At 43.0% G+C, this 26592-nt stretch carries 25 protein-coding genes and 1 pseudogene; 20 read left to right on the forward strand and 6 right to left on the reverse strand.

The window, feature by feature from the left end; all coding sequences use genetic code 11:
* The first annotated feature begins 93 nt into the window (after positions 1-93).
* From NST45_RS04895 to NST45_RS04935, 9 genes are all read left to right on the forward strand, one after another.
* A complete protein-coding gene (locus NST45_RS04895; protein ID WP_076215635.1) occupies positions 94-1893 on the forward strand; it encodes a sensor histidine kinase in 1800 nt (599 codons plus the stop codon).
* Positions 1868-3466, forward strand: a complete 1599-nt coding sequence (locus NST45_RS04900) for a helix-turn-helix domain-containing protein (RefSeq protein ID WP_036683135.1) — start codon at positions 1868-1870, stop codon at positions 3464-3466. Before NST45_RS04895 ends, NST45_RS04900 begins: the two co-directional genes overlap by 26 nt.
* 24 nt (positions 3467-3490) lie before the next feature.
* Positions 3491-5356 carry a DUF2264 domain-containing protein gene (locus NST45_RS04905; RefSeq protein ID WP_256717412.1) on the forward strand — a complete coding sequence of 622 codons (1866 nt, stop codon included), beginning with the start codon at positions 3491-3493 and terminating at the stop codon, positions 5354-5356.
* Positions 5346-6461 (forward strand): glycoside hydrolase family 88 protein, encoded by a 1116-nt coding sequence (locus NST45_RS04910; protein WP_076104317.1) that lies wholly within the window; start codon positions 5346-5348, stop codon positions 6459-6461. The genes NST45_RS04905 and NST45_RS04910 overlap by 11 nt, the downstream gene beginning before the upstream one ends.
* A 222-nt stretch (positions 6462-6683) precedes the next feature.
* A complete protein-coding gene (locus NST45_RS04915; protein WP_076317239.1) occupies positions 6684-7349 on the forward strand; it encodes an amino acid ABC transporter permease in 666 nt (221 codons plus the stop codon).
* Positions 7330-8007, forward strand: coding sequence for an amino acid ABC transporter permease (locus tag NST45_RS04920; protein WP_036683130.1), 678 nt, complete (start codon positions 7330-7332; stop codon positions 8005-8007). Before NST45_RS04915 ends, NST45_RS04920 begins: the two co-directional genes overlap by 20 nt.
* A 22-nt stretch (positions 8008-8029) precedes the next feature.
* Positions 8030-8785 carry an amino acid ABC transporter ATP-binding protein gene (locus NST45_RS04925; RefSeq protein WP_038572651.1) on the forward strand — a complete coding sequence of 252 codons (756 nt, stop codon included), beginning with the start codon at positions 8030-8032 and terminating at the stop codon, positions 8783-8785.
* A gap of 19 nt (positions 8786-8804) precedes the next feature.
* Complete coding sequence (locus NST45_RS04930) at positions 8805-9680, forward strand: cysteine ABC transporter substrate-binding protein (RefSeq protein WP_036683125.1); 876 nt, start codon at positions 8805-8807, stop codon at positions 9678-9680.
* Positions 9681-9800: 120 nt separating this feature from the next.
* The gene (locus NST45_RS04935) at positions 9801-10112 is read left to right on the forward strand and encodes a hypothetical protein (RefSeq protein ID WP_036683223.1); all 312 of its coding nucleotides are present in this window, start codon (positions 9801-9803) and stop codon (positions 10110-10112) included.
* An 82-nt stretch (positions 10113-10194) separates the two neighbouring features.
* On the opposite strand, the gene NST45_RS04940 is transcribed toward NST45_RS04935, so the two are convergent.
* Positions 10195-10407, reverse strand: a complete 213-nt coding sequence (locus tag NST45_RS04940) for a hypothetical protein (RefSeq protein ID WP_038572647.1) — start codon at positions 10405-10407, stop codon at positions 10195-10197.
* A 245-nt stretch (positions 10408-10652) separates the two neighbouring features.
* On the reverse strand, positions 10653-12098 hold the full coding sequence (locus NST45_RS04945; RefSeq protein ID WP_076317238.1) for a hypothetical protein: 1446 nt from the start codon (positions 12096-12098) through the stop codon (positions 10653-10655).
* A gap of 54 nt (positions 12099-12152) precedes the next feature.
* Between NST45_RS04945 and NST45_RS04950 the strand changes: the two genes are divergently transcribed.
* From NST45_RS04950 to NST45_RS04960, 3 genes are all read left to right on the forward strand, one after another.
* Entirely contained in the window at positions 12153-12764 is a 612-nt protein-coding gene (locus NST45_RS04950) for a DedA family protein (RefSeq protein ID WP_036683119.1), read from the forward strand.
* A 149-nt stretch (positions 12765-12913) separates the two neighbouring features.
* A complete protein-coding gene (locus NST45_RS04955; RefSeq protein WP_036683117.1) occupies positions 12914-13267 on the forward strand; it encodes a VOC family protein in 354 nt (117 codons plus the stop codon).
* A gap of 242 nt (positions 13268-13509) precedes the next feature.
* The gene (locus NST45_RS04960) at positions 13510-14211 is read left to right on the forward strand and encodes a YetF domain-containing protein (RefSeq protein ID WP_036683116.1); all 702 of its coding nucleotides are present in this window, start codon (positions 13510-13512) and stop codon (positions 14209-14211) included.
* Between the two features lie 737 nt (positions 14212-14948).
* Here NST45_RS04960 and NST45_RS04965 read toward each other — a convergent pair.
* Both NST45_RS04965 and NST45_RS04970 read right to left on the reverse strand, forming a co-directional pair.
* Positions 14949-15350, reverse strand: a complete 402-nt coding sequence (locus tag NST45_RS04965; protein ID WP_036683113.1) for a VOC family protein — start codon at positions 15348-15350, stop codon at positions 14949-14951.
* Between the two features lie 84 nt (positions 15351-15434).
* Positions 15435-16295, reverse strand: coding sequence for a LysR family transcriptional regulator (locus tag NST45_RS04970; RefSeq protein ID WP_235219488.1), 861 nt, complete (start codon positions 16293-16295; stop codon positions 15435-15437).
* A 183-nt stretch (positions 16296-16478) separates the two neighbouring features.
* Between NST45_RS04970 and NST45_RS04975 the strand changes: the two genes are divergently transcribed.
* Positions 16479-17651 (forward strand): MFS transporter, encoded by a 1173-nt coding sequence (locus tag NST45_RS04975; protein WP_036683107.1) that lies wholly within the window; start codon positions 16479-16481, stop codon positions 17649-17651.
* A gap of 49 nt (positions 17652-17700) precedes the next feature.
* On the opposite strand, the gene NST45_RS04980 is transcribed toward NST45_RS04975, so the two are convergent.
* Entirely contained in the window at positions 17701-18444 is a 744-nt protein-coding gene (locus NST45_RS04980; protein ID WP_036683105.1) for a MerR family transcriptional regulator, read from the reverse strand.
* Between the two features lie 91 nt (positions 18445-18535).
* On the opposite strand from NST45_RS04980, the gene NST45_RS04985 reads away from it, so the two are divergent.
* Positions 18536-19237, forward strand: a complete 702-nt coding sequence (locus NST45_RS04985; protein ID WP_036683103.1) for a type II CAAX endopeptidase family protein — start codon at positions 18536-18538, stop codon at positions 19235-19237.
* A 318-nt stretch (positions 19238-19555) separates the two neighbouring features.
* On the forward strand, positions 19556-20479 hold the full coding sequence (locus NST45_RS04990; protein ID WP_051491268.1) for a helix-turn-helix transcriptional regulator: 924 nt from the start codon (positions 19556-19558) through the stop codon (positions 20477-20479).
* A gap of 414 nt (positions 20480-20893) precedes the next feature.
* Here the strand turns inward: NST45_RS04990 and NST45_RS04995 are convergent, their stop codons facing one another.
* Positions 20894-22159 (reverse strand): IS110 family transposase, encoded by a 1266-nt coding sequence (locus NST45_RS04995; RefSeq protein ID WP_036684113.1) that lies wholly within the window; start codon positions 22157-22159, stop codon positions 20894-20896.
* A 160-nt stretch (positions 22160-22319) separates the two neighbouring features.
* Here NST45_RS04995 and NST45_RS05000 point away from each other — a divergent pair.
* From NST45_RS05000 to NST45_RS05020, 5 genes and pseudogenes are all read left to right on the forward strand, one after another.
* Positions 22320-22961: pseudogene (locus NST45_RS05000) on the forward strand (nucleotidyltransferase); the annotation flags it as partial.
* Between the two features lie 286 nt (positions 22962-23247).
* Complete coding sequence (locus NST45_RS05005) at positions 23248-24030, forward strand: SDR family oxidoreductase (protein ID WP_036683085.1); 783 nt, start codon at positions 23248-23250, stop codon at positions 24028-24030.
* 405 nt (positions 24031-24435) lie between these two features.
* Positions 24436-25290: a hypothetical protein gene (locus NST45_RS05010; protein ID WP_036683084.1), complete on the forward strand. Its 855-nt coding sequence runs from the start codon at positions 24436-24438 to the stop codon at positions 25288-25290.
* Between the two features lie 178 nt (positions 25291-25468).
* Positions 25469-25912, forward strand: coding sequence for a GNAT family N-acetyltransferase (locus tag NST45_RS05015; RefSeq protein ID WP_036683081.1), 444 nt, complete (start codon positions 25469-25471; stop codon positions 25910-25912).
* A 122-nt stretch (positions 25913-26034) separates the two neighbouring features.
* Positions 26035-26475, forward strand: coding sequence for a DUF6678 family protein (locus NST45_RS05020; RefSeq protein ID WP_051491267.1), 441 nt, complete (start codon positions 26035-26037; stop codon positions 26473-26475).
* Positions 26476-26592: the final 117 nt, after the last annotated feature.

Raw genomic sequence — 26592 nt, forward strand, 5'->3', positions numbered from 1 at the left:
TTGTACGCTTTTCAAAGGGGGCTTATAATGTGGGGGCAGGTAAGCATTTCTGCCTCCTGCTCCAAATTCAAACAGATGTGGGGCCTGTAATCCGTGTTTAGAAAGCATCAATCCCTCCGTAAGAAACTTGTCTGGTCATCGCTGATCTGCGTCCTGATCCCGCTGATCTGCATTTACATGGTTACTGATTATTTGACCCGGGATCTCATTCTGGAGAAAGCGGTTGGTAGCGCAAGAGAATCTTTAAATGCAGCCAGCGCCAATATGAATGCCATATTTGAACAGACACTGGAACAGTCCAACTTTGTGCTCCAGAACAGCGAGATCAGGCAGATGATGTCTGCCGATTCAGAGTCGCTCCGTGCACCAAAGCAGATCATTCAGTATAACCGTATGTCGCGGATGCTGGATGATATGTTTGTTTTAACAGAATATTTGAAGGTGACGTTAATCGGAAAAAATGGTCTTATTTATACCAGCTATCCTTACAGTGACTTTAACCCGAAAAATTTCTACAACAAGAATTGGACATCGTTGCTGAAACAAATTCAACCCATCTCGACTTATTGGAGAGCGGAGCACGATACTTACTACAATTATTCTGATAAAGGCTCAGCTGATTGGGTAACCATTGCAAGGCCGATTCAATCGACCTCTAGCAGTACCATCGGATATTTAATTATTAATATCAATGAGCGCAAGCTCCGTCCTTATCTAAATAACGATAATGATAAAGAGATGATGCTTTTGGATGACAAGGGAACTGTAGTTTCCCATGCTGATAAGGCCCGAATCGGAGAGACGATGACGTGGTTGAAAAAGGATGGCGAGCTTGACACTGTGGAAATCGACGGAGAGAAGTTTTTATATGTTGATCAGGAGCTGAGCAGCAACAAATGGCGGATGGTCAGCATTATCCCGCTGAAGGCAGCCTTGTCAAAAAATAAGCAGATTTTATTTATCAGCCTGGCGGTGCAGATTCTTTTCTTTACTTTGTTTTCCGTTCTCTTAACCGTTCTAATCTCAAAGCTGACTCAGCCTATCGTAAAATTAAGCGCTTTTGTAAAGCGAATAGGTCGTGGTCAGTTAGATGAACGTTCGTTCATTCGAGGGAATAATGAGGCAGCACAGCTCGCCCGCACCATTGACCAGATGCTGGATCGGATCGAGTCTATGATTGAACAAATCACTTATGAACAGACGGGAAAAAGAAAAGCCGAACTAGAGATGCTACAAGCGCAGATCAATCCACATTTTATGTTTAATCTGCTGAATTCGATTCGCTTAAATATTCTGATGCAAGGCGATCGGGAGAATGCTGAGTTGATTGGTTCGCTGTCGTCTTTGCTCCGTATGACCTTTAACAGGGACAATGAGTTTATCCCGCTTCGTGAGGAGACAGATACGATATCGCATTATGTCACTTTAATGAATTTCCGCCATGCCAATCAGGTCAGGCTGGAAATGAATTTAGAGGACGGGAGCGCTGAAGCACTGGTGCCTCGATTTATGATTCAACCCATGATCGAGAATGCCATCATCCATGGCTTCGAGCAGTTTGGTGGCGAGATTTTTATTGAAGCTCGTATTGTTGCAACTACGGGAAGCTTGGTTATCACCATTAAGGATAATGGGATCGGGATGTCACCGGAAACTTTAACAAGACTTCGTGAAACCGCATACAGTAGCGAACAAATTACAGAGGAGGACAGAAAAGGGTTCTCCGGCATAGGTTTACGCAATGTGGCCCAACGCCTCAGTATGATTTATGGCGCTTCTTTTAAGCTGAATATTCAAAGTGAACCTGATGTGGGCACGGAGATTTGTCTGGAGTTTCCTCTGAATTACGGAAAGGTGGGTGTGGAGAATGCTGACGGCAATATTGGTGGATGATGACTATCCGGTTATCCGTTATTTGTCGCAGGCCGTACCTTGGAGCGAGCTCGGTATTGAACTCACCGGATGTTATTATAGCGGTCTCGAGGCTTGGGAAAAAGCACAGCAGAGTCCACCAGATCTCATTATTACCGATATTGGCATGCCCAAGATGAACGGGCTGGAGATGCTGGAGCTATTCAGAGCTGTGCAGCCCGGAATCCGTGCGATTATTCTCTCCTGCCACAACGAATTCAAATACGCCCAGCAAGCGCTGAAATTAAACGTAGGAGAATATATTTTAAAGGAATCACTGGATATTGAGCAGTTACAGCAAGCGATTAGAACCCTTGTGGCGGAAGTGGGACTGAATAGGCAGCAGCATACGGAGATGCTGGTTTATAAGCAAAAGCAGTCTCAAAATCGCGCCGCGCTGAAGGAAAAGTTTCTAAAAGATACCTTGTATCAATCCTGGGACAAGGGGGCTTGGATCGAGCAGGCCCGATCAAACGGAATTATGATCCATGCCAAAAACTATATCCCGCTGGTTATTGTAATTGACCGTCCAGAGGAAGCTTCAAGGGTGCGCCGGATGAGTGAATATACGATTTCTTTTGCGGTTGAGAATATTATGCAGGAAGTGCTTGAGGCTGATCACAGTCTGTTTATTTCGAGATACAGCCATAAGGAGATAGTCATTCTCTTTTGTAGCGACCAGCCTTCCAAAGATCACCAGGCAATCTATCACTCCATTCAAAATGCAGCCTCTGCGGTTCAGAAATATCTTAAACTTTCTGTCTCTTGCTTATTTGGCGCTGAGGCGCGCAGTCCTGAGGAAATTCGCGGAACATTGCAGCGGATGCTGAAGGAGAAAATACAGCGCTTTTATCTCCCTGCGGCGGGAATTCACCGTTTTGAAGAAGTCTGCTTTTCCGGAGAAGATATTTATGCTGAATATGGAACCTTGTACGCTGTTATCAATGATGATATTGCCTTGAACAGGAACACGGAGCTTCGCGTTCATGTAAAGGAATGGAGGGAATGGGTGGCCTCGCAAAAATTCCATCCGAATGAAGTCAAGGAATGTGTGCTTCGCTTGCTGATGGACTTGCAGATGAAGACGAAACAGCTTCTGCAATCTCCATTGCCTATAACCGAAGAAAAGCTATTTAGCGTGGTTGGTGACATTGAAACTCTGGAGCATTTGGAACAATGGCTGGTGCAGTACTTGGAGGAATTAGCGCGGAAAATAAGTATGTTCTCCATCAAGTCTAAACGGAGTGAAGTCATCAAAGCCCAGCAGTTCGTGATTAGTCATGTGACGGAGAAAATAACGCTGGAGGACATGGCAGGCCGCCTTAACTTAAATGCCAGTTATTTCAGCCGCTTATTCAAACGGGAAACAAACCAGAACTTCATTGAATATGTAAATATGCTAAAGCTTCAGAAGGCAAAGGAGCTGCTTAACCAATCTGAAAAGACAGTGGAAGAGATCTCCGAGTATTTGGGATATGCCAACAAAAGTTATTTCATCAAGCTGTTTAAACGGGAAATGGGCATGAGACCTAGCGAATATGCGGCTTGGCATTAAGTGTGGACAGGAGGAAACATTGCTGTGGAAATAAAGGCCACTAAAAATGAATTACAGATGTTCCTAAATGAACTATATACTCCACTGGAGAGCAGATTTACTTCTGGTTGTGCAGGAATTAATATGGGCGCTACAGGATCGATTTACAATGAAGCTACAGCGCTTATGGAAGCTTTCGCCCGTCCTTTATGGGGCCTTGTTCCTCATGCCAGCGGTGGAGGGGAAAGTGCACTCTGGCCGATGTTTCTGGAAGGGATCATCAACGGAACAGACCCGGAGCATGAAGAATATTGGGGGCAATTTACTACCAAAGATCAGCGTATGGTAGAACAGGCCGTGTTGGGATTGGGGCTTGCTCTTGCACCACATAAAATGTGGGAGCCACTGAGCGACACGCAGAAAATGAATGTATATAACTGGCTAAATCAGATTAATCATGTGGATCGTTCCAATCCGAATAACTGGCTGATGTTCACGGTTCTTGTGAATGTGGGCTTCAAGAAAGTCGGATTGCCTTATGATCAGAGCATAATGGATGATTATCTAGCGAAGATCGATACTTACTATCTTGGTGATGGTTGGTATTCCGATGGATTGACCGATCAGAGGGACTATTATATTGCTTTTGCTATGCATTATTATACGCTGATATACGCTAAGCTGATGGCGGATGATGATCCTCAGAGAGCTGCTGTTTATCGGGAAAGATCCGCACGATTTGCCGAGGATTTCATTTATTGGTTCGCTGAGGACGGAAGCGCACTTCCTTTTGGTCGTAGCCTGACCTATCGTTTTGCACAGGTTTCTTTCTGGAGCGCGCTGGTGTATGCAGAAGTGGTTCCTTTTTCATATGGCGTTCTTAAGGGAATCATTATGCGCCATTTTCGTTGGTGGTTTGAACAACCTATTATGGGATTAGACGGACTGCTTAGCATCGGATATGCTTATCCGAATCTAGTTATGACAGAGAGCTACAACGCCCCCGGATCTCCGTATTGGGCCTTTAAAGCTATGCTTATTCTTGCCTTGCCAGATGATCATCCTTTTTGGCAGGCGGAGGAAGAGCCACTGCCTATTTTGAAAGAGGTACGGGCTCTCCAAGAGGCGCGAATGCTTGTGAGTCATCCGGAAGGAAATCGGCATGTTATTGCCTATACCTCTGGCCAGATGGCTAATTTTGATATGGCCCATAGTGCAGCCAAATATTCTAAATTTGCATATTCCACTCTGTTTGGCTTTAGTGTCCCGAAAGCGGGTTACGGGTTGGTTCAAGGCGCTTACGATTCTACACTCGCACTATGCGAATGTGATGAACACTATCGGGTACGCAGATTCTGCGAGACCTGGGAAATCGGAGACAGCTATGTATATTCCCGCTGGCATCCCTGGAGTGATGTACATGTGGAGACATGGATTATTCCGGCAGGTCTATGGCATGTTCGTGTTCACAGCATTCATACTGCCCGGCGGCTGGATGTAGCGGAGGGTGGATTTGCCATTGGCCAGTCAGCTGGCTTCTCTCACAGTGAACGGGAAACCATTAAGGTATCAAACACTGCTGTTTCGGTGCAGCTGCCCTGGGGAATCAGTGCCATACATAGGCTAAGCGGCTTTGATCGGGGAGAGTGCGTACATCCCGAGCCGAATACCAATCTGCTGAAGCCGCGGACACTTCTTCCGAGCTTGTGCTCCAGACTGGAACCGGGAGATCAAGTATTGATATCTGCTGTCTTCGGAGCGACGAATACTCCGGAGAACCAGGCAAGTCTTGCTTCACCACCGCTTATTCAATGGCACTCGGACGGAAGGGTTGCTGTATACGAACCTAGTAACGATACACTTTTGCATACTGTTGATTTAAGGGAAGGGAGAAACAAAGATGTGGAATAAGGCTATTGAGGATGCGATTCACAAAGTTGGGAGCAATATTGCTAACCATCCGGGCAAACTGCCTCATATCGCTGAGGGGCAACAGTACGAATGGGGAGACAACGACGACTGGATAGAGGGTTTCTATGTTGGGATGATGTGGCTTGCTTATGAATATAGTAAGGATTCATGCTATAAGGAGGCGGCAGCCTCTTGGTTAGGGGACTTCAAGCATCGTCTGGATCAGCACATTGCCCTGGACCATCATGATATTGGTTTCTTGTATACACTGACTGCAGTAGCGGAGTGGAAAATAACGGGCAGCGAAGCGGCGCGAGCTGTCGGCCTGCAAGCTGCGGACACGCTGTGCAAGCGCTGGCGTGAACCAGCAGGGATTCTTCAGGCCTGGGGACTGGAGAGTGACCCGGAGAATGCGGGACGTATCATTATTGACTGCTTGATGAATTTACCTCTATTGTTCTGGGCAGCGGAGGAAACAGGAGATAAGCGCTATTATGAAATAGCGCTCGAACATGCGTTTAAGAGCCGGAAATTTCTTGTGCGTGGGGATGCCTCCTCTTACCATACTTTTTATTTTGATCCGGCTACCGGAAATGCAATTCGTGGGGGAACACATCAAGGTTATGAGGACGGATCGACCTGGACACGGGGTCAAGCTTGGGGAATATACGGTTTTGCTCTGGCGTATCGCTATACGCAGAATGAGGATTTTCTTAATACCTCTAAGAGCCTAGCGGATTATTTTATCAGTCATCTACCGGAGGACGGTGTGGCTTATTGGGATTTCGATGTGCCAGTGGGAGCGGACACCCCTCGCGACAGCTCGGCTTCGGCGATTGCTGCAGCCGGTCTTTTGGAACTGCTCGATCACCTAGGTGTAGATGATCCGGACCGGGCCATTTATGAAGTTGCTTTACACCGTAGCATGAAATCCCTAGTGGAACATTATGCGACATCTGGAAATCCGGAAGCAGAGGGACTTCTAAAGCATGGTTCTTATCATGTGAGAGGTGGACGTGTGCCTGATGGTCATATGATTTGGGGAGATTATTATTATTTGGAAGCGTTGATCCGCTTGCAGACTGGCATCCGAGGCTATTGGTAGTGGGATGTTAGAATGTGGAAAGGTTTAGCCTATAGAAAAAGGAAACTGCTAAGACTAATCTCTTAGCGGTTTTCTTTTTTTTTGTGGCTACTATACAAGAATTTTAAAACGTAGTTATTTACTTGGAATAGTATGAATAAAATCATATCACCACACGTAAGGTTTAATGTAAGATTTTGATAATTATTAGAAATTAAGAAAAGGGGATCGGGTTACTCAGATATGAATTTAGACTGGGAGTTTATCTACGAGAGTTTGCCGCTTTATGGTGAGGCGATGTGGCTGACAGTGAAGCTAGCGTTGTTAGCTATTGTCTTCTCACTCCTTATTGGCTTACTGTTTAGTACCGTCTTGTACTATAAGGTCAAAATCGTCAGTGATGTTATTAAGATCTACATTGAGCTTTCACGGAACACCCCTTTACTTGTGCAGCTCTTTTTTCTTTACTATGGCTTACCTAAGATCGGAATTCACTTTAGTGAGATGACCTGTGCGATTGTAGGCATGACATTTTTGGGCGGGAGCTATATGACGGAGGCTTTTCGTGGTGGGTTCGAGGCAGTTAGCCAATCGCAGATTGAAGCAGGTCAAAGCATTGGACTGTCTAAGCTGCAGCTGGTCAGATATGTTATTTTTCCCCAAGCCTTTGCGATAAGTATTCCTTCTTTAGGGGCAAATGCGATCTTTCTGCTGAAGGAGACCTCTATTGTAGGTGCCATTGCTTTAATGGATTTAATGAATGTGGCAAAAGACTTGATCGGCATGCATTACAAAACAGCGGAGTCTCTGCTCCTTCTGGTACTCGCCTATTTGGTGTTAGTCCTGCCCTTATCGCTTTTATTGACTTGGGTAGAAAGGAAGGTGAGATATGCAGAATTCGGGGATTGAGGTGCTTTTTGAAGGTTCTAATTTCGAACGATTATTAGGGGGCTTACTTGTAACGATTGAAATTTCATTCCTCTCTATTGGAATCGGTACGTTATTAGGTATCCTTATGGGATTGCTCCGGACGCTGGGATCGAGGCCTTTAAGGTTTATATTACGTCTTTATTTGGAGACCTTTAGAATTATTCCGATTCTAGTGTGGCTGTATGTAGTACATTTCAGTTTCTCTCCATTACTTCATATCGATATCAGCGGGGAGGCTACCTCTATATTGGTGTTCAGCTTATGGGGAGCTGCGGAGATTGGGGATCTTGTTCGTGGAGCTTTGCAATCTATGCCAAAACATCAGGTGGAATCTGCCAGGGCGCTAGGTCTGAGCAGCAGTCAACTTTATCGGCATATTTTGATCCCGCAGGCTGTACGCAGAATGCTGCCGGGAATGATTAATCTTGCCACACGAATGATCAAAACAACATCACTGGTGGTGCTGATTGGAGTGATTGAGGTGGTAAAGATCGGGCAGCAGATTATTGAACTCGGCGTGATAAAAGCGCCCACCGCTTCATTCTGGGTATACGGCTTTATCTTTATATTATATTTTTCTGTATGTTTTCCGTTATCCAGACTTTCGAAAAAAGTTGAAAGCAGATGGCAAAATTAAGGCTTAGGAAGGAACGGTTGTAATGGCAGATTCCGGAGAACTCCTGCTGGAGGTTACACAATTACACAAATATTTTGGAGAGCGAAAGGTTCTGGACGGCATTGAATTGCAGGTGGCAAAAGGAGAAGTAATCGTTATTCTCGGTCCCTCTGGCTGTGGAAAAAGTACGTTCCTGCGTTGTCTTAACGGTTTGGAGCCGGTTCAGGAAGGGGCGATACAATATCGTGGGCAGAACCTTGCGGGGGCTGCTGTAGATTGGCGTGAAGTTAGGCAGCATATCGGAATGGTCTTTCAAAATTATGAGTTATTCCCGCATATGACGGTTATGGATAACATTCTTTTAGGTCCTCTGAAAGTACAAAAGAGAGAGCTCAAAGAAGCAACTCAGCAAGCGGAACAGCTCTTAGAGCGGGTTGGGCTGCTTGAGCGTAAACTTGACTATCCACGGCAGCTTTCCGGTGGACAAAAGCAGAGAATAGCTATAGTAAGAGCTTTATGTATGAATCCGGAGATTATGTTATTTGATGAAGTGACGGCATCCTTGGATCCGGAAATGGTTCGGGAAGTGCTTGATGTGATCTTAGGGCTTGCTCAGCAAGGAATGACGATGATCATCGTGACTCATGAAATGGGGTTTGCCAGATCGGTTGGGGATCGGATCGTGTTTATGGATCAAGGCAAGATATGTGAGATCGCTGCCCCGCAACAATTTTTTACCCACCCTGCGACAGAACGTGCCCAGCATTTTCTGGATATATTTCAGTACGAAAAATTATAGAAATAGGAGAGGAAGAGAAATGAAGAAAAGTTTGAAATGGCTAACGATGCTGGTAGGTGTAAGTATATTATTGATGGGATTGGCTGCTTGCGGCAATAGTTCGGATAACAACGGAAACTCAGCATCTTCTAAATTCACTTCTATTGAACAGCTAAAGAAGAAAGGGAAGATTAAGATCGGCGTATTTGCAGACAAACCACCTTTTGGTTATGTGGACGCTGAGGGTAAAAACCAAGGTTTTGATGTGTATATTGCCAAACGCTTTGCCAAGGATCTGCTAGGGGATGAATCGAAGGTTGAATTTGTGTTAGTTGATGCTGCCAGCCGTGTGGCTTATCTTGAATCGGGTAAGGTTGATATCATTATGGCTAACTTTACGGTCACCGAGGAAAGAAAAGAAAAAGTGGATTTTGCTAATCCGTACATGAAATTGTCCTTTGGGATCGTATCCCCAGACAGTGCTCCAATCACTTCCATTGATCAATTAAAAGGGAACAAGCAAAAGCTCATTGTAGCTAAAGGTACGACAGCGGAAACCTATTTTACCAAAGAATATCCGGATATTGAATTGCTCAAATTCGATCAGTACACAGAGATTTTTGCAGCGCTTAAAGATGGTCGGGGGGCGGCAATCGCTAACGATAATACAGAACTCATTGCCTGGGCTAAATCAAATCCTGGATTTACGGTCAGCATTCCTGCTTTCGGGGGTCAGGATACAATTGCTCCAGCAGTGGCAAAGGGGAATAAGGAATTATTGGACTGGATTAATACAGAACTTGATACCCTTGGTAAAGAACAATTTATCCATCAAGCCTATAAAGAAACCTTAAATGAAATTTACGGTGAAGGATATACCGATGAGCTTGTTGTTGAAGGTGGGAAAATCCAGTAACAGATTAGGAATAACATTGCGGGGGCATCTGAGAAGATGCCTTTTCTGCAGATAGACTATTGCAATTTCTATAATGCCGAGTATAATACTGGGTATACACAGAATAAGGAGTCGGTGAAAATGTCTGTCGATGATTATCTGGATCTTCTAAACTACGCCAAAGCAATTAACGATGGACAGTGGCAAGCTGACATCATAGACCGTTTGAATAAGCTGAGTAAGGCTTCTCATGCTGAGACAACAGAACAAAGTGTGAACGAGCTGTGGATTCAATTCGACGATATAAATGCAATATTAATGGATTTATTTAATAAGCTGAGGGAAAGTGTGGATCCAGTAGAGCAGTATCGGTGGAAAGAGAAAATCTGGGAGTTAAAGCAGGAACGGATTAATCTATCGAAGAAGATTCAGAGTAGATATATCAGGATATAATTTAAGCCCACATTGTGATAAAAAAGAAATAAAAAAAGGCATGCAGTTAGTCTGCTCTGCCAAACTTACGATGGTCTATAGGCTACTTAGACATTTGCATTCCTTCGCGCATCATTGTCATACACATAGTCATCATTTCATCGCAGTCCTGCATTTTTTTCATCATCATATCCATGTTCATATCCATCATGCCCATTTCAGACATTTTTTCCATGCCCATCTTCATACAGTTCATCTTAGACATCATATCATCCATACACATGTTCATCATCATTTCCATACACATCTTGTCCATTTTTAATTCCTCCCTTCTTTTAAATTACCTTTCTTCCATAAAATACTATACAATTTAGGAACAATCAACGCTAGATTTGATATTTTACTAACTTATTTTTCTTATTTGTCGTAATTATGTATATCCTTACCATGTGGATGTTATTAATCAGAATACTTAATTGCGGATCGGTGACTATTGGCTAGATTGCCTCAGGTCAGCGTTTTTTTGCGTTCTACAGAGTGAGGAATTAACGAGCCGGATCATCACTCTGGGATAAACGAGAAGACACTGCCATAGGTCCCTGTAAATACGGGCTGACCGAATTTTTGTGTCCATTCCTTGAGTAGCTTATATGAGACCTTTTTGCTCGTAATAACATAATCGGGATGATCGTAATTAACGATCTCGGGAAGGTATTCAGAGAATCCGTGCATCGAGCGTTCAAAAGCAGTCCAACCCAATACGCCAAGAGAATCTTTTGTCACGAAGGGATCTTGTCTGCCATCACATAACACATCTCCCCCTCGGAACATGACATAGCCGGATGAACCGTAGTGGGCGAGAACTTTGGGACGTGTACCTTCAGGTGTATGCTGCAGAATATAGTCCATTTCATCTACAGGATATTTTTTAGCGTCAATAACTGGTGGTACAAGGAACAGATAAGCAATGTTTAGCAGCAGACCAACTGCCAGTAACCCTCGTAATGTACTTTGTCGGACTAGAATACCTGTTTTGGTGAACTCAGGAAGCGCATCAAAAAATACAGCCGCAAAATAGGGAATGAACAGCCACATAAACAGGTTTTGCTTGAAGTTTGATACACCGAGGTATAGAATCCCAAGCATAAGAAAAAAACGGAACGGTTTACGCTGGAGTGCAAAAGGAAGTGTGCAGGCAAAGAACAAAAGCAACAGTAGAATGGGCAAATTATCCAAGCTATTGAACCGAATCGGCTGCCATTCATTAATCAGCAGGTTAAAGTTCTTTTTCGTTACTGTCAAAATAAACAAGAGGCTTTTTACGCCGCCTGGATTTAGAATGCCAACTAACCAGATGAGACCGAAGACTATAATTTTACGCTCATTCAGCGTTTTTTGGATCAATGATTCAAGCAAGGCCATCCCTGTAAATACAGCAATTACAAGCCATACTCCTGCATGGAAATTGGCAATGCCAATAGAAAGGGCAATCATCGCAGCGGCATATTTCTTTTGAGCACTCATTTGATATTCACGCAAATATACGAAAAACCAGACAATCATAAACGAAGAGATCATCTGTGGACGGCCTTTGAAATAATTATAATAAATCCAGCAAGAAATTAGCAGCACAAAAGGGAGCAGGAGAACATGGTCTTCCGGAAGTCCCAGTTCTTTGCGTGAAACCTTACCCAGCCGAAGCAATCCGAGCACTAAAAAGAACAAGCATACAGCGGTCAAAATATACACACCCGGCCATCCAAACGCTGCATAAAGCGGGGCAACGAGCAGCTGGAATCCGAATTCATGAGGGACGTAGGGCAGCTTATTTCCGTAAAAAGTATGTATGGCATGATGTAGAACTTGTCCGTGCTCGATCATATATTGTCCTAGCTCTATATGCCAGAAGGTATCGGGATCATTGTAAGAAAATTTAGGGAACATCAGCAAGATAGCGGCTATAACGAATATGCCGTACAAAAATTTGTGTATATTGAATTTCACCATTATTTTGTTTCCTTTCTTATATAATAGAAAATTTATGAAGCGGAGTGAACACTCATGCATCAACTATTTACGTGGATATCTGAATCCGCGCTTCACCTTGTTAATTCTATGGGCATTTGGGGCATATGGTTAGGGATGATTCTAGAGAGTGCCTGTATTCCCATTCCCAGCGAAGTGATTATGCTCAGCGGTGGCTGGCTGATTGCGCAAGGCTCGCTTACTTTTATGGAAGTTGCTGTTGCTGGGATATTCGGAAACCTACTGGGTTCCATCATTGCCTATTATATTGGTAAGGCTGGTGGACGCCGGTTATTAGAGAAATACGGAAAATATATTCTCCTGAATGAGCATCATTTGGAGCAATCGGAGCGTTGGTTCGAGCGTTATGGCGAGAGTACCGTATTTTTTACTCGTATGTTGCCCTTTATTCGTACTTTTATCTCACTGCCCGCAGGGATTGCTGGAATGAAAGCTTGGAGATTCATAACATTTACAGCACTCGGCTGTATCCCGTGGAACTTAGCTTTGATCTATCTGGGATACCGCTTAGGTGACAACTGGGGTATCGTGGAGCAATTTATTCGCCCAATCAGTTATACCATTTGCGGAATCGTGGTGCTTCTTGTGTTGAGATGGTTAGTACGGAGATTTCGTAACCAGACTTAATGCCAACTCTTCGGGTGTTTTCTGCTCGGTGAGCCTCACAGCTTATTATGGATAAATTAAGGTTAGGAACGTCGGTGCTAGAATTAACTGCTATATGTTGAATGTATTCTATATTCAAGATTAATCTACTTATGTCTGGGAGGTTTGAAATGAAGGTCAAACGAATCGTCGCCAATATAAACACGAAGGATATCACGGCAGCTAAATGCTTCTATGAGGATGTGCTCGGTCTTGATTTAATGATGGATCATGGTTGGATTAGAACTTATGGTTTAGACGAGGAGATGAGCATTCAGATTAGTTTTGCCTCACAGGGTGGCTCAGAAACGCCTACGCCTGATCTATCAATTGAAGTCGATGATGTCGATGCTACATTTGAAAGCATGAAGAAAGCTGGATTTCCGATAGAATATGGGCCTGTTGATGAGCCTTGGGGCGTTCGGCGATTCTATGTCCGCGACCCGTTTGGCAAACTTATTAATATTCTTGCACATAGACATTAGAAGAGTGGTCACGGCGTGCAGAAATCTTGATTGTTAAACTGTCGAATAGCGATAGCTAAATGATGACATAGGGGCAGCCGGTCAGGGGATCGGCTGCCTTTGTTCAACTAACGGGCAGTAGAGCGTAATGTCGCTGATACAAAAAACTAACATTACATAGAGTGTTGCTACGAATTGTATGTCTTGGGTAGAGATAGGGCAACCTAATTAATGGAAAATAAGATAACGGAGGAAAAGAGCGCGTGGATTTTTTTAAGAGCCAAGAGTCATTGTCGGCAATAGGGTGGATTTTACGCTCGATTGTCGGATTTGTATTCCTTATAATTGCTGCCAAAATGATGGGTCAGCGTTCAATATCGCAGCTTAGGTTTCTTGATTTCATCATCGCGTTGACGCTGGGAAATATTATTGCGCATCCACTGTCGGACGAGCAACTTGGCCTGAAGGGTTCCATGATTACGACTCTTTCGCTCGTGATCCTATACATAGTCGCGATCTGGCTCAGTTTAAAGATCCCACTGTTAAAACAATTTTTCGATCCTCCAGCGATTACTCTTATTCAGGAAGGGAAGCTTAATTACCGGAACCTATCGAAGGCAAAGTTACCTATTGATTTTTTGTATGCAGAGCTGAGAAAGTCGAGCGTAGAGGATATCTCGAAGGTTGCCTTTGCTTCATGGGAGCCAGGCGGTACTCTTTCTGTCTTCGTAAATACGGCTTATCAGCCTGTAACTCCGGCTGATCTGAAGTTGGCCACACAACCATTTAACCTGACCAAACCGATTATTGTGGATGGCCACATTGAACATGCACTGTTACGCGAAATCGGCAAAAACCGCGAATGGCTGGAAACGGTAATACAGCCCCACTTATTGAACAATGTCATCTTGGCAACCGTAGATAGTAAGCTTACAGTGCAGGTACATGTGGTTGAGGGTCCATAAACGTATGTTTCCTCCGAAAGTGTAATCGCGTAGCCATGAAATTTGAATATATAATACGGTTCACCGTAATGCTTCCAAATACAAAGTACAGTTTGACCACAAAATGTATATCAGTATATAAAGCAAAAAACACTCCTGACAATGGAGTGTTTTTTGTTATTCAAATTTATTTGAGGTCCATGTAGCAATTCCATTCATTGGACATGCAACAACCAGCCAATTATCAAATTCTACTCCCACCTGCCAACATTCATACTTCTCATGAAAACCATTAACAAATAATATGCTTCCTGATTCCAAGTTTATAATTAAATGTGGAGTAACGTCTCCCAATTTTATATCTGTAATTTTTTCACGTCTCAGCTTTATTATTTGACTGTACTTTTCTTCCTCTGAGACATCTGCAATTTGACTTTCATTACTAGGGTATTGAGAGGGAACTGAATCAAATATAGTCCACTTTGATTCAATGTTCAGGTACAGTTGACCAGCTAAATCATCGAACTCGTTCAGCGAAGTCCCTATTTTCTTTATTCATTCCGTTCCCAGCTCTTTTCATCAACGTATAAGCAAAATTTTTACACCATATCTTGGATTTGTCGGTGTTGGCTTTTCGCTTCAAATTTCACTCCTAAAAAACTCAATTACGACACAAAGGCAGCCAGTCAATGGAGCGGCTGCCTTTGTTTAGCTAACGGAAGGTTAGTTCAAATATGCAGGTGACCTGCGTTTTTATATTAGCGTTTTGGCATTTTGCTCTCATCCATGTACAGCAGATTCCAGCGGTGACCGTCCAGGTCGGCAAATCCTGCGCCGTACATCCAGCCGTCAGTTTCACTTGGCTTGCCAAAGATGTTTCCTCCGGCAGACTCTGCTTTTTGGATAAAGGCATCTACTTCTTCTCTGCTTTCAGCACCAATGGAGAATATTACTTCAGCGCTATGGGAAGTATCTGCGGTCTTTGAACCTGTGAATTTCTCAAACGCCGCATCCGGAAACAGCAGAATTGTTGTTTGGCCTATAACAAGCTTGGCTCTCTCGTTACCAACACTCACCGCTTGGAATCCAATCTCATTGAAAAAGGCAGTTGACCTCTCAACATCTTTGACTGGCAGGTTAATCCAAATCTCCTGTGACATGGCTGTAGCCTCCTAATATATTTTCAACTATTCCTACTATACTCTACTTCTGGCAGCAGAAGCGATCTCTTTCGCAACTCACCTTTAATTGAAATACTCGATAGTTTTCTCAATAAATGCCTTGGCCGATTTTGTCAGAAAACGGTCGGAACGATGAATGATCTCAAAGTGACGATATGGCGGATCGTCTGTAATTCGGATGCAGTGTAGTGTTGGTTCATTCATCGCTTGGATCAGAGGATAAGGCAGCAATGTTCCTCCGACGTTGGCTTTAACCAAGCTAATAATGGAAGTTGCCGAACTGGTCTCCATGATCGTATTTAAGCTGAAGCCATATTTACGGCAATAGCCATCAACCAATTCTCTGCCTGTAAATCCTTCGGGGAACATTACAGTTTGGATATTACGCAGTTCCTGGATTCCAATTGTGCTTCGTTCAGCCCAATCATGTTTCTCGGAAACGACAAGTACATATTCTTCACTGCACAAAGGAATGCGTACAAGCCGGTCATCAGGAGCGGAAATGATCTCGATCCCGATGTCTACTTCATTATCCAGTACTTGATTCAAGACGTAGATCGAAGAGATAACCTTCAGCTGCACCTTAGGGAATCGCGTATGAAAATTCACGAGTAATGGGGTGAGCCGATAGTCCAGATCGGAAGGGAGAACACCAATTACCAACCGCCCTCGTTGATCATTGCGTAATTCAGCTAACGCATCCTGGGTATTCTGTAAATGCCGAATCATCTGTACACAGTGCTCCAGAAAGAGATTTCCGGCCTGAGTCATCACAATCTTTTTGCCGACTCGGTCAAATAAGGGAACTCCGAGTTCATCCTCGAGCGCGCGTATTTGTTGACTCAACGTAGGCTGAGATATGCCAAGCTTCTCAGCTGCTCGTGTAAAATGAAGCTCCTCACACACAGCAATGAAGTTTTCCATCTGACGAATCTCCATATGAATGACCTCTAATCATTGGTTTTTGTAATCATTTTAATAGAAACTATTGTATTGTTCAATCATTCTAATGATTCTATACTTAATCGTGCACCATCCAAAGATCTGTTATTAACAAATAGGATCATGGGTGATTGCATCGATACTACTACCATGAGGTGATTCATAATGAAACTTTTTTATATCGTCTTGGCGCTTATTCTGGCTTCACTGAATTTACGGCCACCCATTACATCCATTTCTCCTCTCATGAGCACCATTCAGAATGATCTGGGTATAAGCGGGATTACAGCCAGTCTGTTAACCACACTTCCGGTATTATGTATGGGTATATTTGCTCCGTTCTCCGTACGATTAAGCAGAAGGTGGGGAAATGAGGGTGCAATTGTTCTGGCTTTAATCCTCATTGGGTTAGGTACGGGATTACGATGGTTTGTTGGTACAACTCCTTTGATGATGTTCACTTCTTTTCTGTCCGGTGTAGGGATTGCATTGGCAGGGCCGCTGTTGTCCAGCTTCATTAAGCAGTACTTCCCTGACCGAGTGGCATCCATGGTGGGTATTTACTCTACAGCGATGGTGATGGGGGCCAGCATTAGTGTGGGACTATCGGTTCCGCTACAGCATACGCTGGGTGGTTCGTGGAGAGGCTCGTTGGCTGTATGGGCATTACTCGCAGCCATTGCATTGCCGATATGGTTGAGATTAGCCTGGTCTGCGCACGCAGATCGACAATCCGGTAAAATCTCCAGTGTACTTAATGCACCACTTCCGGTGAACAACAAACGTGCCTGGGTGCTGACATTATTCTTCGGGCTGATGGCAGCGATCTTCTATTCATTGACCGCTTGGCTTGCACCAGCAATCCAAAGCCAGGGGTATAGTCAAGAGACGGCCGGCAAAATCCAAACTTTATTTACATTGATATCACTGCCCTCTACGTTGTTCATTCCCATGCTTGTACATCGTTACCAAAGACGTGTATTCTGGCTTGTCGGGTGTGCATTATTGGAGTTGATGGGTGTCCTGATGCTGAACCTAACCGTTAGCCCCTGGCTCGCGGCGATTCCGCTCGGTATTGGAGCGGGTGGGCTGTTCCCGATTGCACTGATGTTGCCCATTGATGAAACAAGCAGTGCTCAAGAAGCCAGTAGCTGGTCCGCAATGACCCAATCTGGTGGCTACATTCTCGGAGCGCTTGGGCCGCTAGCCATTGGCTGGCTGCACGATGCAACAGGCAGCTTCGTTCAAGCATTTTATGGATTGGCTGTAATCATCGTGCTTCAGATTATCGTTCAAATGGCTATAGGAAATAAAAAAAAGTTCTCCAGCGAGTTATGATAAACCGCAACCTGGTGTATAAAGAAATCTATCAATATGATGAAATCTCCTATTTCTGTTCCGTCTCTTTTTCTAGAGCGTGAGCAATGCTAAGCTCCACAAAGTTCAGCGCTTCGTCGGAAACGGGATATAGTCCTGACTCTGATGTAGGGAGCTTCCTCACTTCCCAAAACTTCTCCATCAATTCCTCGTCTCCATTAAAGGTTTCGTGTGATAGCTTTATTAACTCACAGGCAATGGAATAACCTTCATCAGATTCAGGTGGAACAGATTGTTGTATGCACCACTCAATCCGGCGCAGCAAAGAGGCATATTGCTGAGTGGTCTGGTCATTACTGCTGAGATTGGGTAGTGCATTTTGTAGAAAGGTACTTTCGTCATCGTTGAAGTAATCGATCCATTGTTTAGAAATGGGTTGTACGTTCTGGACCAGATGAGAAACCCGATCCCAGGAGAGTGTACCTTCTAGATCAATCATGTTGATCAAAGAAGTAGTATTTGCAATACTGCCCTGAAGAGAAGCAAGCTGCTCCTGAAGATGATTATGATGTGCGATTAGAATATGACGAAAGGATAGCTTGTCCATTACATTTATAATGTCTTCAAGCGGTAGTGATAGTGATTTAAGCAACGTTATCTTTTCGAGAGTGAATAAATCTTCTTCTGAATAATAACGGCGGCCGTTATCTTCCTTATAACTCGGTGTAAGTAGACCGATCTGATCGTAATAACGTAGGGTTCGAACCGAAATGTTCCGCTTTTTGGATATTTGTCCTGTTGTCCATCTATTCATGGTTCTTTTTCCTCCCAAAAATAATGCTTGCAGGTAACGTAACGTCACCTATTATCATTAAATTATATCACAGAGGATTGAGGGATTAAGGATGACCAGCACGGAAATGTGGAAGAAGATGGATCAGTGGACATGGCGTGAGTTTACTGCTTTACTTGCGCTTGAATTTGTATTCGTTATATTCGTTATCAAATATGCGGTACAGTCAATGTATGAGCAATGGTTGGGGAATACTCTTTATTCAGGGACTCTTACAGGGCTTACCATAGCAATTGTACTTTTGTTAGGTTTATATTTTATTGCTTTACGACCGAAGAAAATGCCTTGGACTGAGGTAGGAGTAAAGAGATTTTCTGCGAAAGATTGGTGGAGGATTGCGCTGTGGACACTTATTCTTATCGTATTCAGTGTGGTGACTCTCTATCTCACTAGTTTTCTTGGGAATACGGTGGACAATAGCAAAACAGAGAGTCTGAAGCAAAATGTCACTCTATTTACTATAATTATTGGTATTGTGTCGGCAGGGATCGTGTCACCATTTTATGAGGAGATATTTTACCGTGGATTTGTATATCGTTGGTTACGGACTCGTGTTAGTATGAGCTGGGCGATTGTGATTAGTTCGCTAATCTTTACGCTTGCACATTTTCCCACTATGAATGCCATGCCCGTGAATTTTATTAGTGGAGTTGTCCTTGCATGGACCTATGAACGTACGGGATCGGTCGTGCCTGGTATGATCGTTCACGGTGTGTTTAATACGATTGCCGTGTTGTTAACAGCGATGAGTTAGAGTGATGATTATATTATGTATAAACGATGAGCGCTGATGAGCCTCAGGGTTTCTGCATTAATTGGACGAGAGAGCAACGTATTTAAGACTTCGGTACTGACCAAAGGCCTGGGTGTAATTCAACTAGCGGGTAGGATAATGGAAATGATTTGTAGAAAAAAACCTATAAATGAAAGTGACAAAAGTGGACGATTCTACCGGCAGTTGAATAAAGCGCCTGTGAAAATTCAACCACCGCTTGATAGGATTGCGTTTGAGGAAATGCTATGCTGTTTTCGACAGTGCGCACTGTACATTTTGTTTTATTGGAGGTATACAATGCTCGACTTGCGTAAAATTGGAGCTTATATTTCAAAGCTTCGCAAAGACCAGGATTTGACCCAATTAGAACTTGCCGACCAACTGAATGTAAGTCATCAAGCGGTATCGAAATGGGAACGGGGCGACTCGCTACCGGATATCGGAACGCTTCCGCAGTTTGCGAGGTTATTCGGCAAAACGGTAGACGACATTTTAAATGCAGGAGACAACGCAGAAAATCGGGAGCACCCGCACCTAGGAACGATCGTTGAGGAGATCGCAGAGAACAGGCCGGACCAAGTTGCAGAGATGGTCAATACCGGTGAGGTGGAGGTGGAAGAACTTGTAGAAGTAGCGCCGTTTGTAAAAGCGAGTGCTCTGCATAAGGTTACAGAACGATTAGACAGCAGCGTCCTTAAGTTAGACGTGATCATGCGGCTGGCTCCGTTCCTTGGAACAGATACATTGGATGAACTGGTTCGTCAGGCAGAAGAGGGCGAAATTGTGTGGAATACCATTACTGGACTCGCTCCGTTCGTCAGCAGCGACACATTAAGCCGACTGGTAGATAAATCAATTGACGGTTCCTTAGAAGTGCACAATCTTGTTGGAATTGCCCCATTTCTTGAAAAAGAACATGTAGATCGGTTGGTACAACAAGCAGAAGAGGGTAGCTTGAGCTGGAATTCCGTTCAAGGGTTGGCACCCTTTATTAGCAGAGAAACGTTAAGCCGCTTGGTAGACCGGGTTGCAGATGGCACTATTGATGCGAACCGGATCATTAGCCTCGTACCTTTTCTGGACAGGGAAAATCTCGAGAAGTTAATTAGTGGAGTTGAAGCTGAACATCTTAGCCCAGATCTGCTGGCAAGCCTTGCTCCTTTCGTCGATCAAGGGACATTGAGCAGAATGGTGACAAACTTATTAAATAAAGTAAAGTAGACACGTATATCGGAGATTGGTGATGCATAGGCAATGGCGTTAAGCTCCCTCGAAATGATTCAGTTTCCTCACTCAGACTCATGAATTCGCAGGATTTCATCCTGTAGTTAAAGTGATGAAGAGGATGATGAAGGAGCCGGTGGCTGGGAGATGGGGAATTGGGCATGCGTAAATAAGGGTGAATAAGGATCACCCATATTGTTCCATTATATGCACGTCTCCACTTCGCCCTAGCGATTCTCACTCCCATGTCTCAACGGGTCATAGCCCTTTCATTCCTTCGTCACATCTAACTAAGGGGTGGAGGTCGGTCTTTCTAACGGAACGGGTCCGAGCCCTTTTGCGTAACGTCTCCCGATACTCCGTGCTTCTTGTTATCCTGCGAATGCATGAGTCGATGAGGATTAATTGGTTTTATGCTGCTTGTGGGAATACCTTGATCGGTTCGTAAGCGGTACTGCTTTTAGCCAATGCGACTAGCATTCTCGCTACTTTACCGATTAATTTCATAATGGATTTCATCTTCTTCAGTTTCTTTTCCTCTACATTATAACGATGTGCCGCTCGTATCTCCGGATTTGTCATAACCATACTCATTGTCATGAGATAAAGAAAATGACGTAAACGTGGCCGGCCTCGTTTGCTGAGCACCATCTTTCCTCGCCATTTCCCGGAGCTAGCTTCAGCTAGATTTAACCCAGCATGACGCAGTAAAGCATTTCCGTGCGTATATCCGCTTAGATCACCAGCCTCACCGAGTACACCAGCTAGATTCGTAACATAGATGCCTCGTATTTCAAGGAGCTTCTGTGCATAAGGAATACGCTTAAGAATGAGGCGGAGCTCATGCTCAATTTGTTCAAGCTGGCGCTGGGCCAGGTCATATTCTTCGAGCAATTGCCCAAGATGGAGCTTGTATGCGTGGAGTGCCTGAGTGGCACCCACACTGGATTTCGCAAGTGAAATGAGTAGCTCAGCACGTTTAACTCCAGCATGACGCTTTACATATTGCTTCCAACCGGCAAGGACCTGTTCCGTATTTAACAGACGGATCTCTTTTGGCAAGGGGAAGAGTCGGAGTGTTGCGATTGCACTGGTGCAAGTGAGGATTTTAAAAACCTGACGAAGTTCAGGGAAAACAATGTCTACCCAGCGATGAATCTGATTAACCGCAGCGTTGAGGCGCTTGGTAACCGTCTCTCGGTTCGCCATTAGAATACGTAGTTCCTCGTAATCTTCGGGATGAAAACGAACAGGGGAGTAGTACCCGTTTTTGACCATGTCTGCTATGACAAGCGCATCTTTATGGTCACTTTTAGACGGTGTATTATCTCGGTTTTCCTTGTTCTTTTTGACGAGATGAGGATTAACCAGAACGGGCTCCATGCCTTGATCGAGGAGCCAACGTGCCAGGCTAAACCAGTAGTGGCCAGTGGGTTCCATACCAACTATGACGCTGCTAAGTTTGTAGGATTTGAGTAGATCTTGGATCCAGCGTTCGAACAGATCGAACCCTTCACGATGGTTACCGAATTCGAGCGGAGTTCCCAAAGCAATCCCACGAAAGCTGACCGCGCGGGCCACATGGACTTCTTGGGCGATGTCTACGCCAATGACCAAATGATGAACGGTAATGTTTTCAATGAGTTGATTTTGCTTGTCTTGAGCTTTAAACTTCATAGTAGAGCGACCTCCTAAATGGTGAGATTAAAAGGGCTGTAGACCCGTATCCAACTCCCATGTTACCGAGGCGCTCGTTTTTGTTCAAACTCCAAATTATTCAGTTTACAGGAATTCTAACGGGAAACGTTAATTTAATAAAAACATGTAAGCAGCCGACTCGATTCCAAAAGGAACTGCTAAACCTTTTAAGTCAGATGCAGACTTTACTATTGTATGTGTAAATCCCAAAGATATTGATTACGAAAGATTGTCAAAAATTAAAGACAGGCTTTTGGAAGAATATCCAATAGTAACTAAGATTGATACGATAATTTGCTCGATTGACGATGTATTAAGTAAACCAAATGAGTGGGGTTTTTGGGTAAAGATAATTTGTGTTTGCATATATGGTCATGACGTTGGTGAAAAAGTACCACCGATAATTATTTCTCCAGAGTTCATTTTAGACTTAAATACAGAGACCAAGGAGGAAATAGATCGTATACATAGTTTACTTTCTAATGCTAGTGATAATACAATGAAAACTAGATATATTAAAGGTTACTCTAAGAGATTAATTCGTGCATTATACTCTTTGGTTTTAGAAGATACAGGTGTATGGCAAGATGACATTATTAAGATGAAGAATGCCCTATTAAACTATTGTGAGATTGACTCCGCTTTAGTTGATTATCTGTATGCTTGTTACTTGGATAGTAATGTACTTGTTGAAGAGTTTCTGGGAATTGCAGATGAAGTATGTAGCTATTTTGAGAACGTCTTAAATGCAATGGCTGCTTCCAGAACTTCCTTCGGCTAACACCATATTGACGCTCCGGGTCACTCTGAGAAGCGAGTGACCACATCCAGCCCCCTAAGCCCGTCGGGACGTCACTGCGTTAGGTGTTTGGCAAGCCTCACAACTATAAGCAGCGACTCTAATTAAAACATATGACTATCGAGCTAACGGGAACTTTAGTTGAATAATACACATTAATGAGCAGGCGCTACGGTAGCCTGCTGTTTTTATTGAAGTAACGGGCAGATTTGCACAATAGTCACCGCAGTTTAATGCGACTTCAAAATAAAAAGGAGAGAAAAGACCCATGAATACTACACTTGGCAGATTAACAGGTCGAATCGCAATAGTAACAGGTGCAAGTCGCAGCACAGGAATCGGTGCTGCAGTGTGCAAAGAGTTGGCCTATCTAGGCGCTGATGTATTTTTTACACACTGGGTTAGTTACGATCAACAGATGCCCTGGGGTAGCAATAACGAGGAGCAAAAGCAACTTTGTGAGGAAATACGTTCCATGGGCGTTCGTTGCGAACACCTAATGATGGATCTTTCTGTACCTGAAAGCTTTGTGGATTTAATAAATAACGTTGAGCAGAAGCTAGGAGAACCTTCCATTCTTGTTAACAATGCTTGTTATTCGGTTAACGATGACTTAACCACGATTACCCCAGAGTCTTTGGATGCACACTACGCAATTAATGTTAGGGCGGTAACTATGCTTAGTGTGGAATTCGTTAGACGGTTTACGCAATCGGCAGGTGGTCGAGTTATTAATATGACATCGGGCCAATCACTAGGTCCCATGGCTGGTGAAATCTCTTATGCCACAACGAAAGGGGCAATAGATGCTTTCACACGAACTTTTGCAGCAGAGGTGGGACCGAAAGGCATCACCGTAAATGCGATAAATCCTGGACCCACAGACACCGGCTGGATGACTCCTGACCTACGACAGCAGTTATCTAAGCAATTTGTAACAGGTAGAGTAGGATTGCCTAAGGATGCAGCTCGTCTGGTTGCATTCTTAGCCACCGATGATGGGGAGTGGATTACCGGCCAAGTTTTACATTCCACGGGTGGATTCAACTAACGGAGAACGATAGTTGAATAATACATTACATTGATAAGCAGGTGCTTCGGTATCCTGCTCTTTTTATTAAGCTAACAGGCAGGATTGTTTAGAAAGTCCCTGATTGTATTTACCTATGCTTACTGTTAATCTAAACAATAGAGATGCAAACAAAGGAGCATAAACTTATCATGTGGAATACTCTGTAAAGATTAACAATTTGAAAGGATGCCTGAAATAGTGACTACACTATTTTATTAGGTATGCTTTTCTTTAATCTTATAGGGTATGCAGGAAAAGGTGTATCATATACCCATCCTGCGGATACCTGATGGTATCCGCTTTTATTCGTGGGAAACAGCATAACAGCATCTCTATTGATTCCTACCTGTTTATCCTTCTACTAGCGAGTGGAGGAACTTTGTTATGCGATCGAAGTTAGTCTTGATTGAGGGAATGCCAGGATCTGGTAAAACAACAACTGCTCAGCAAGTTCATGAAATTCTTACGGAAGTGAACATTACATCCCAGCTTTTTTTAGAAGGAAATCTGGAACATCCTGCTGATTATGATGGAGTCGCTTTCTTTAAGAAAACCGAATGCGATGAATTATTGAATACCCGTAAAAAGTTTAAAGATTTGTTGAGTAATCTAATGATTAAACAAGGTAACGATTACTTCCTGGAATATCGGAAAATAAAAAATGAAGTCTGGTCAAGTTTTCCAGATGAATTGCATCACGCAGTTTTTAAACATGATATTTATGAATTGCCGCTAGATCAAAATAGGAAACTGATAACAGAAAGATGGAAGAAGTTTGCGGATCGTGTTTTGTATGGCACAGACACCTTTGTTTTTGATTGTTGTTTTATACAAAACCCTGTAACTATAGGCATGATTAAACATGGTGCGAAGAAGGAAGACGTTATAAGTTATGTTATTGAACTGGCAACAATTGTAGAGCGATTGAATCCATTGTTGATATATGTACAGCAGAATGATCTTGATCATTCTTTCAGAAAGGCTGTAAAGGAAAGACCTCAGGAATGGTCAGAGGGATTTATTGAATATTACACGAACCAAGGGTATGGAAAAGAACAAAATTATAAAGGGTTAGATGGAACACTGCAGGTTCTTAAAGCAAGAAGGGAACTGGAAGAAGAAATTTTTAACAGATTAAACATTACCAAGATAAAAGTTGATAACTCTTCTTATAATAAAAATGATTATAAGCAAGTTTTAGAGGGCATTTTATCAGAATATTATAAAACAACAAACTAATGAGAGAATGGATTCTAATGATTGCAGGCTGAAAAAGAGGCAATCTATAAAGCTTACGGGAAACGATAGCTGAGGAGCATTGCCATGACAATGCTCCTCTTTTATTTGTTAAAGTTACGGGCAGGATTGCTTCATCAATTGTCGAATCCTTTGCTTGAATATTTCTATAAAGGGGGGGATGGAAATTAAAATACGAGAAGTTGTAGCAAATGATTATACTGAAGTTGTTTTTTTATGGAATGATGTACTTGGCGTTCGCAATGTTAATATTGAAAACTTTCGAGTTACTATGGAAAACATGAATAAGGCTGGAAATTACAAAACATTCGTTGCATTATTTGAAAATGATGTGGTTGGTTTTGTCACTATAGTTCAGGCGTTATCCGTAGGGTCTTCGAATGGTTATCTACATATTCAAGGGCTTGCTGTTAAAAAGGAATTACAGCATAGTGGGATAGGTACAGAACTACTAAGATACACTGAAAATTACGCTAAAGAAATGGAAATATCAAGTATTATTTTATGTAGCGGATTTAAGCGAACCGACGCCCATGCTTTCTATGTGCATAGTGGCTATGACAAAGATTCATACTGCTTTGATAAGATTATTAAACTTGACTAATTTTGAATATGTAATAGCCGAGCAGCCATTTTGTATTAAGTTAACGGATAACGATAACTCAATAACGACACACGGGCAGGTCAGCTTGGGATTTATGTTTTTATTCAGGAGGATTTTTAATTGTGGGTTTTGAACAGGATTTTAAAAAAAGGGTACATGAAGTTATTACACAGAAACAATTATGTTCAGTTATGAATGACACTAAGTGGGGAAACTTACAAAGTGATGTACTAAATAAACTACCTTTTACCCCTCCATATCAAGCTAAGTATGTATTAGACGATATACTTTATCCAGAGAACTTCGAAAACGACGTCTGGTATTTAGGGGATTGGATAGAAGGACTTTCACCTTTTTTTTCTGTAGAATGGATACGGGTTAGACCAAGGTATCAGAAGCACAAGGGGAATCTGCTTCCTCCTGAATTAATTGACATAAGTAAAGAATTTCTTTCGATTTTACATGAATTAAGAATTCCGTATAGAGAAGAAAATAATACATTTTTCATTTATGGATATATATCAAATACAGACTCACTTTTCAAAGGTAATCAATTGAGCTAACGGGACACGTTAGTTCAATAAACCAGCGGCAGTCTAAAACTTTATTTACTCAGACACCAACTTTCATTTAATTTGATCATATTACACGTTCGAAGATGCTTTCGGACACAGTTTGCC

Source organism: Paenibacillus sp. FSL R7-0163 (genome assembly GCF_037969975.1).
GTDB classification, from domain to species: domain Bacteria; phylum Bacillota; class Bacilli; order Paenibacillales; family Paenibacillaceae; genus Paenibacillus_AQ; species Paenibacillus_AQ odorifer.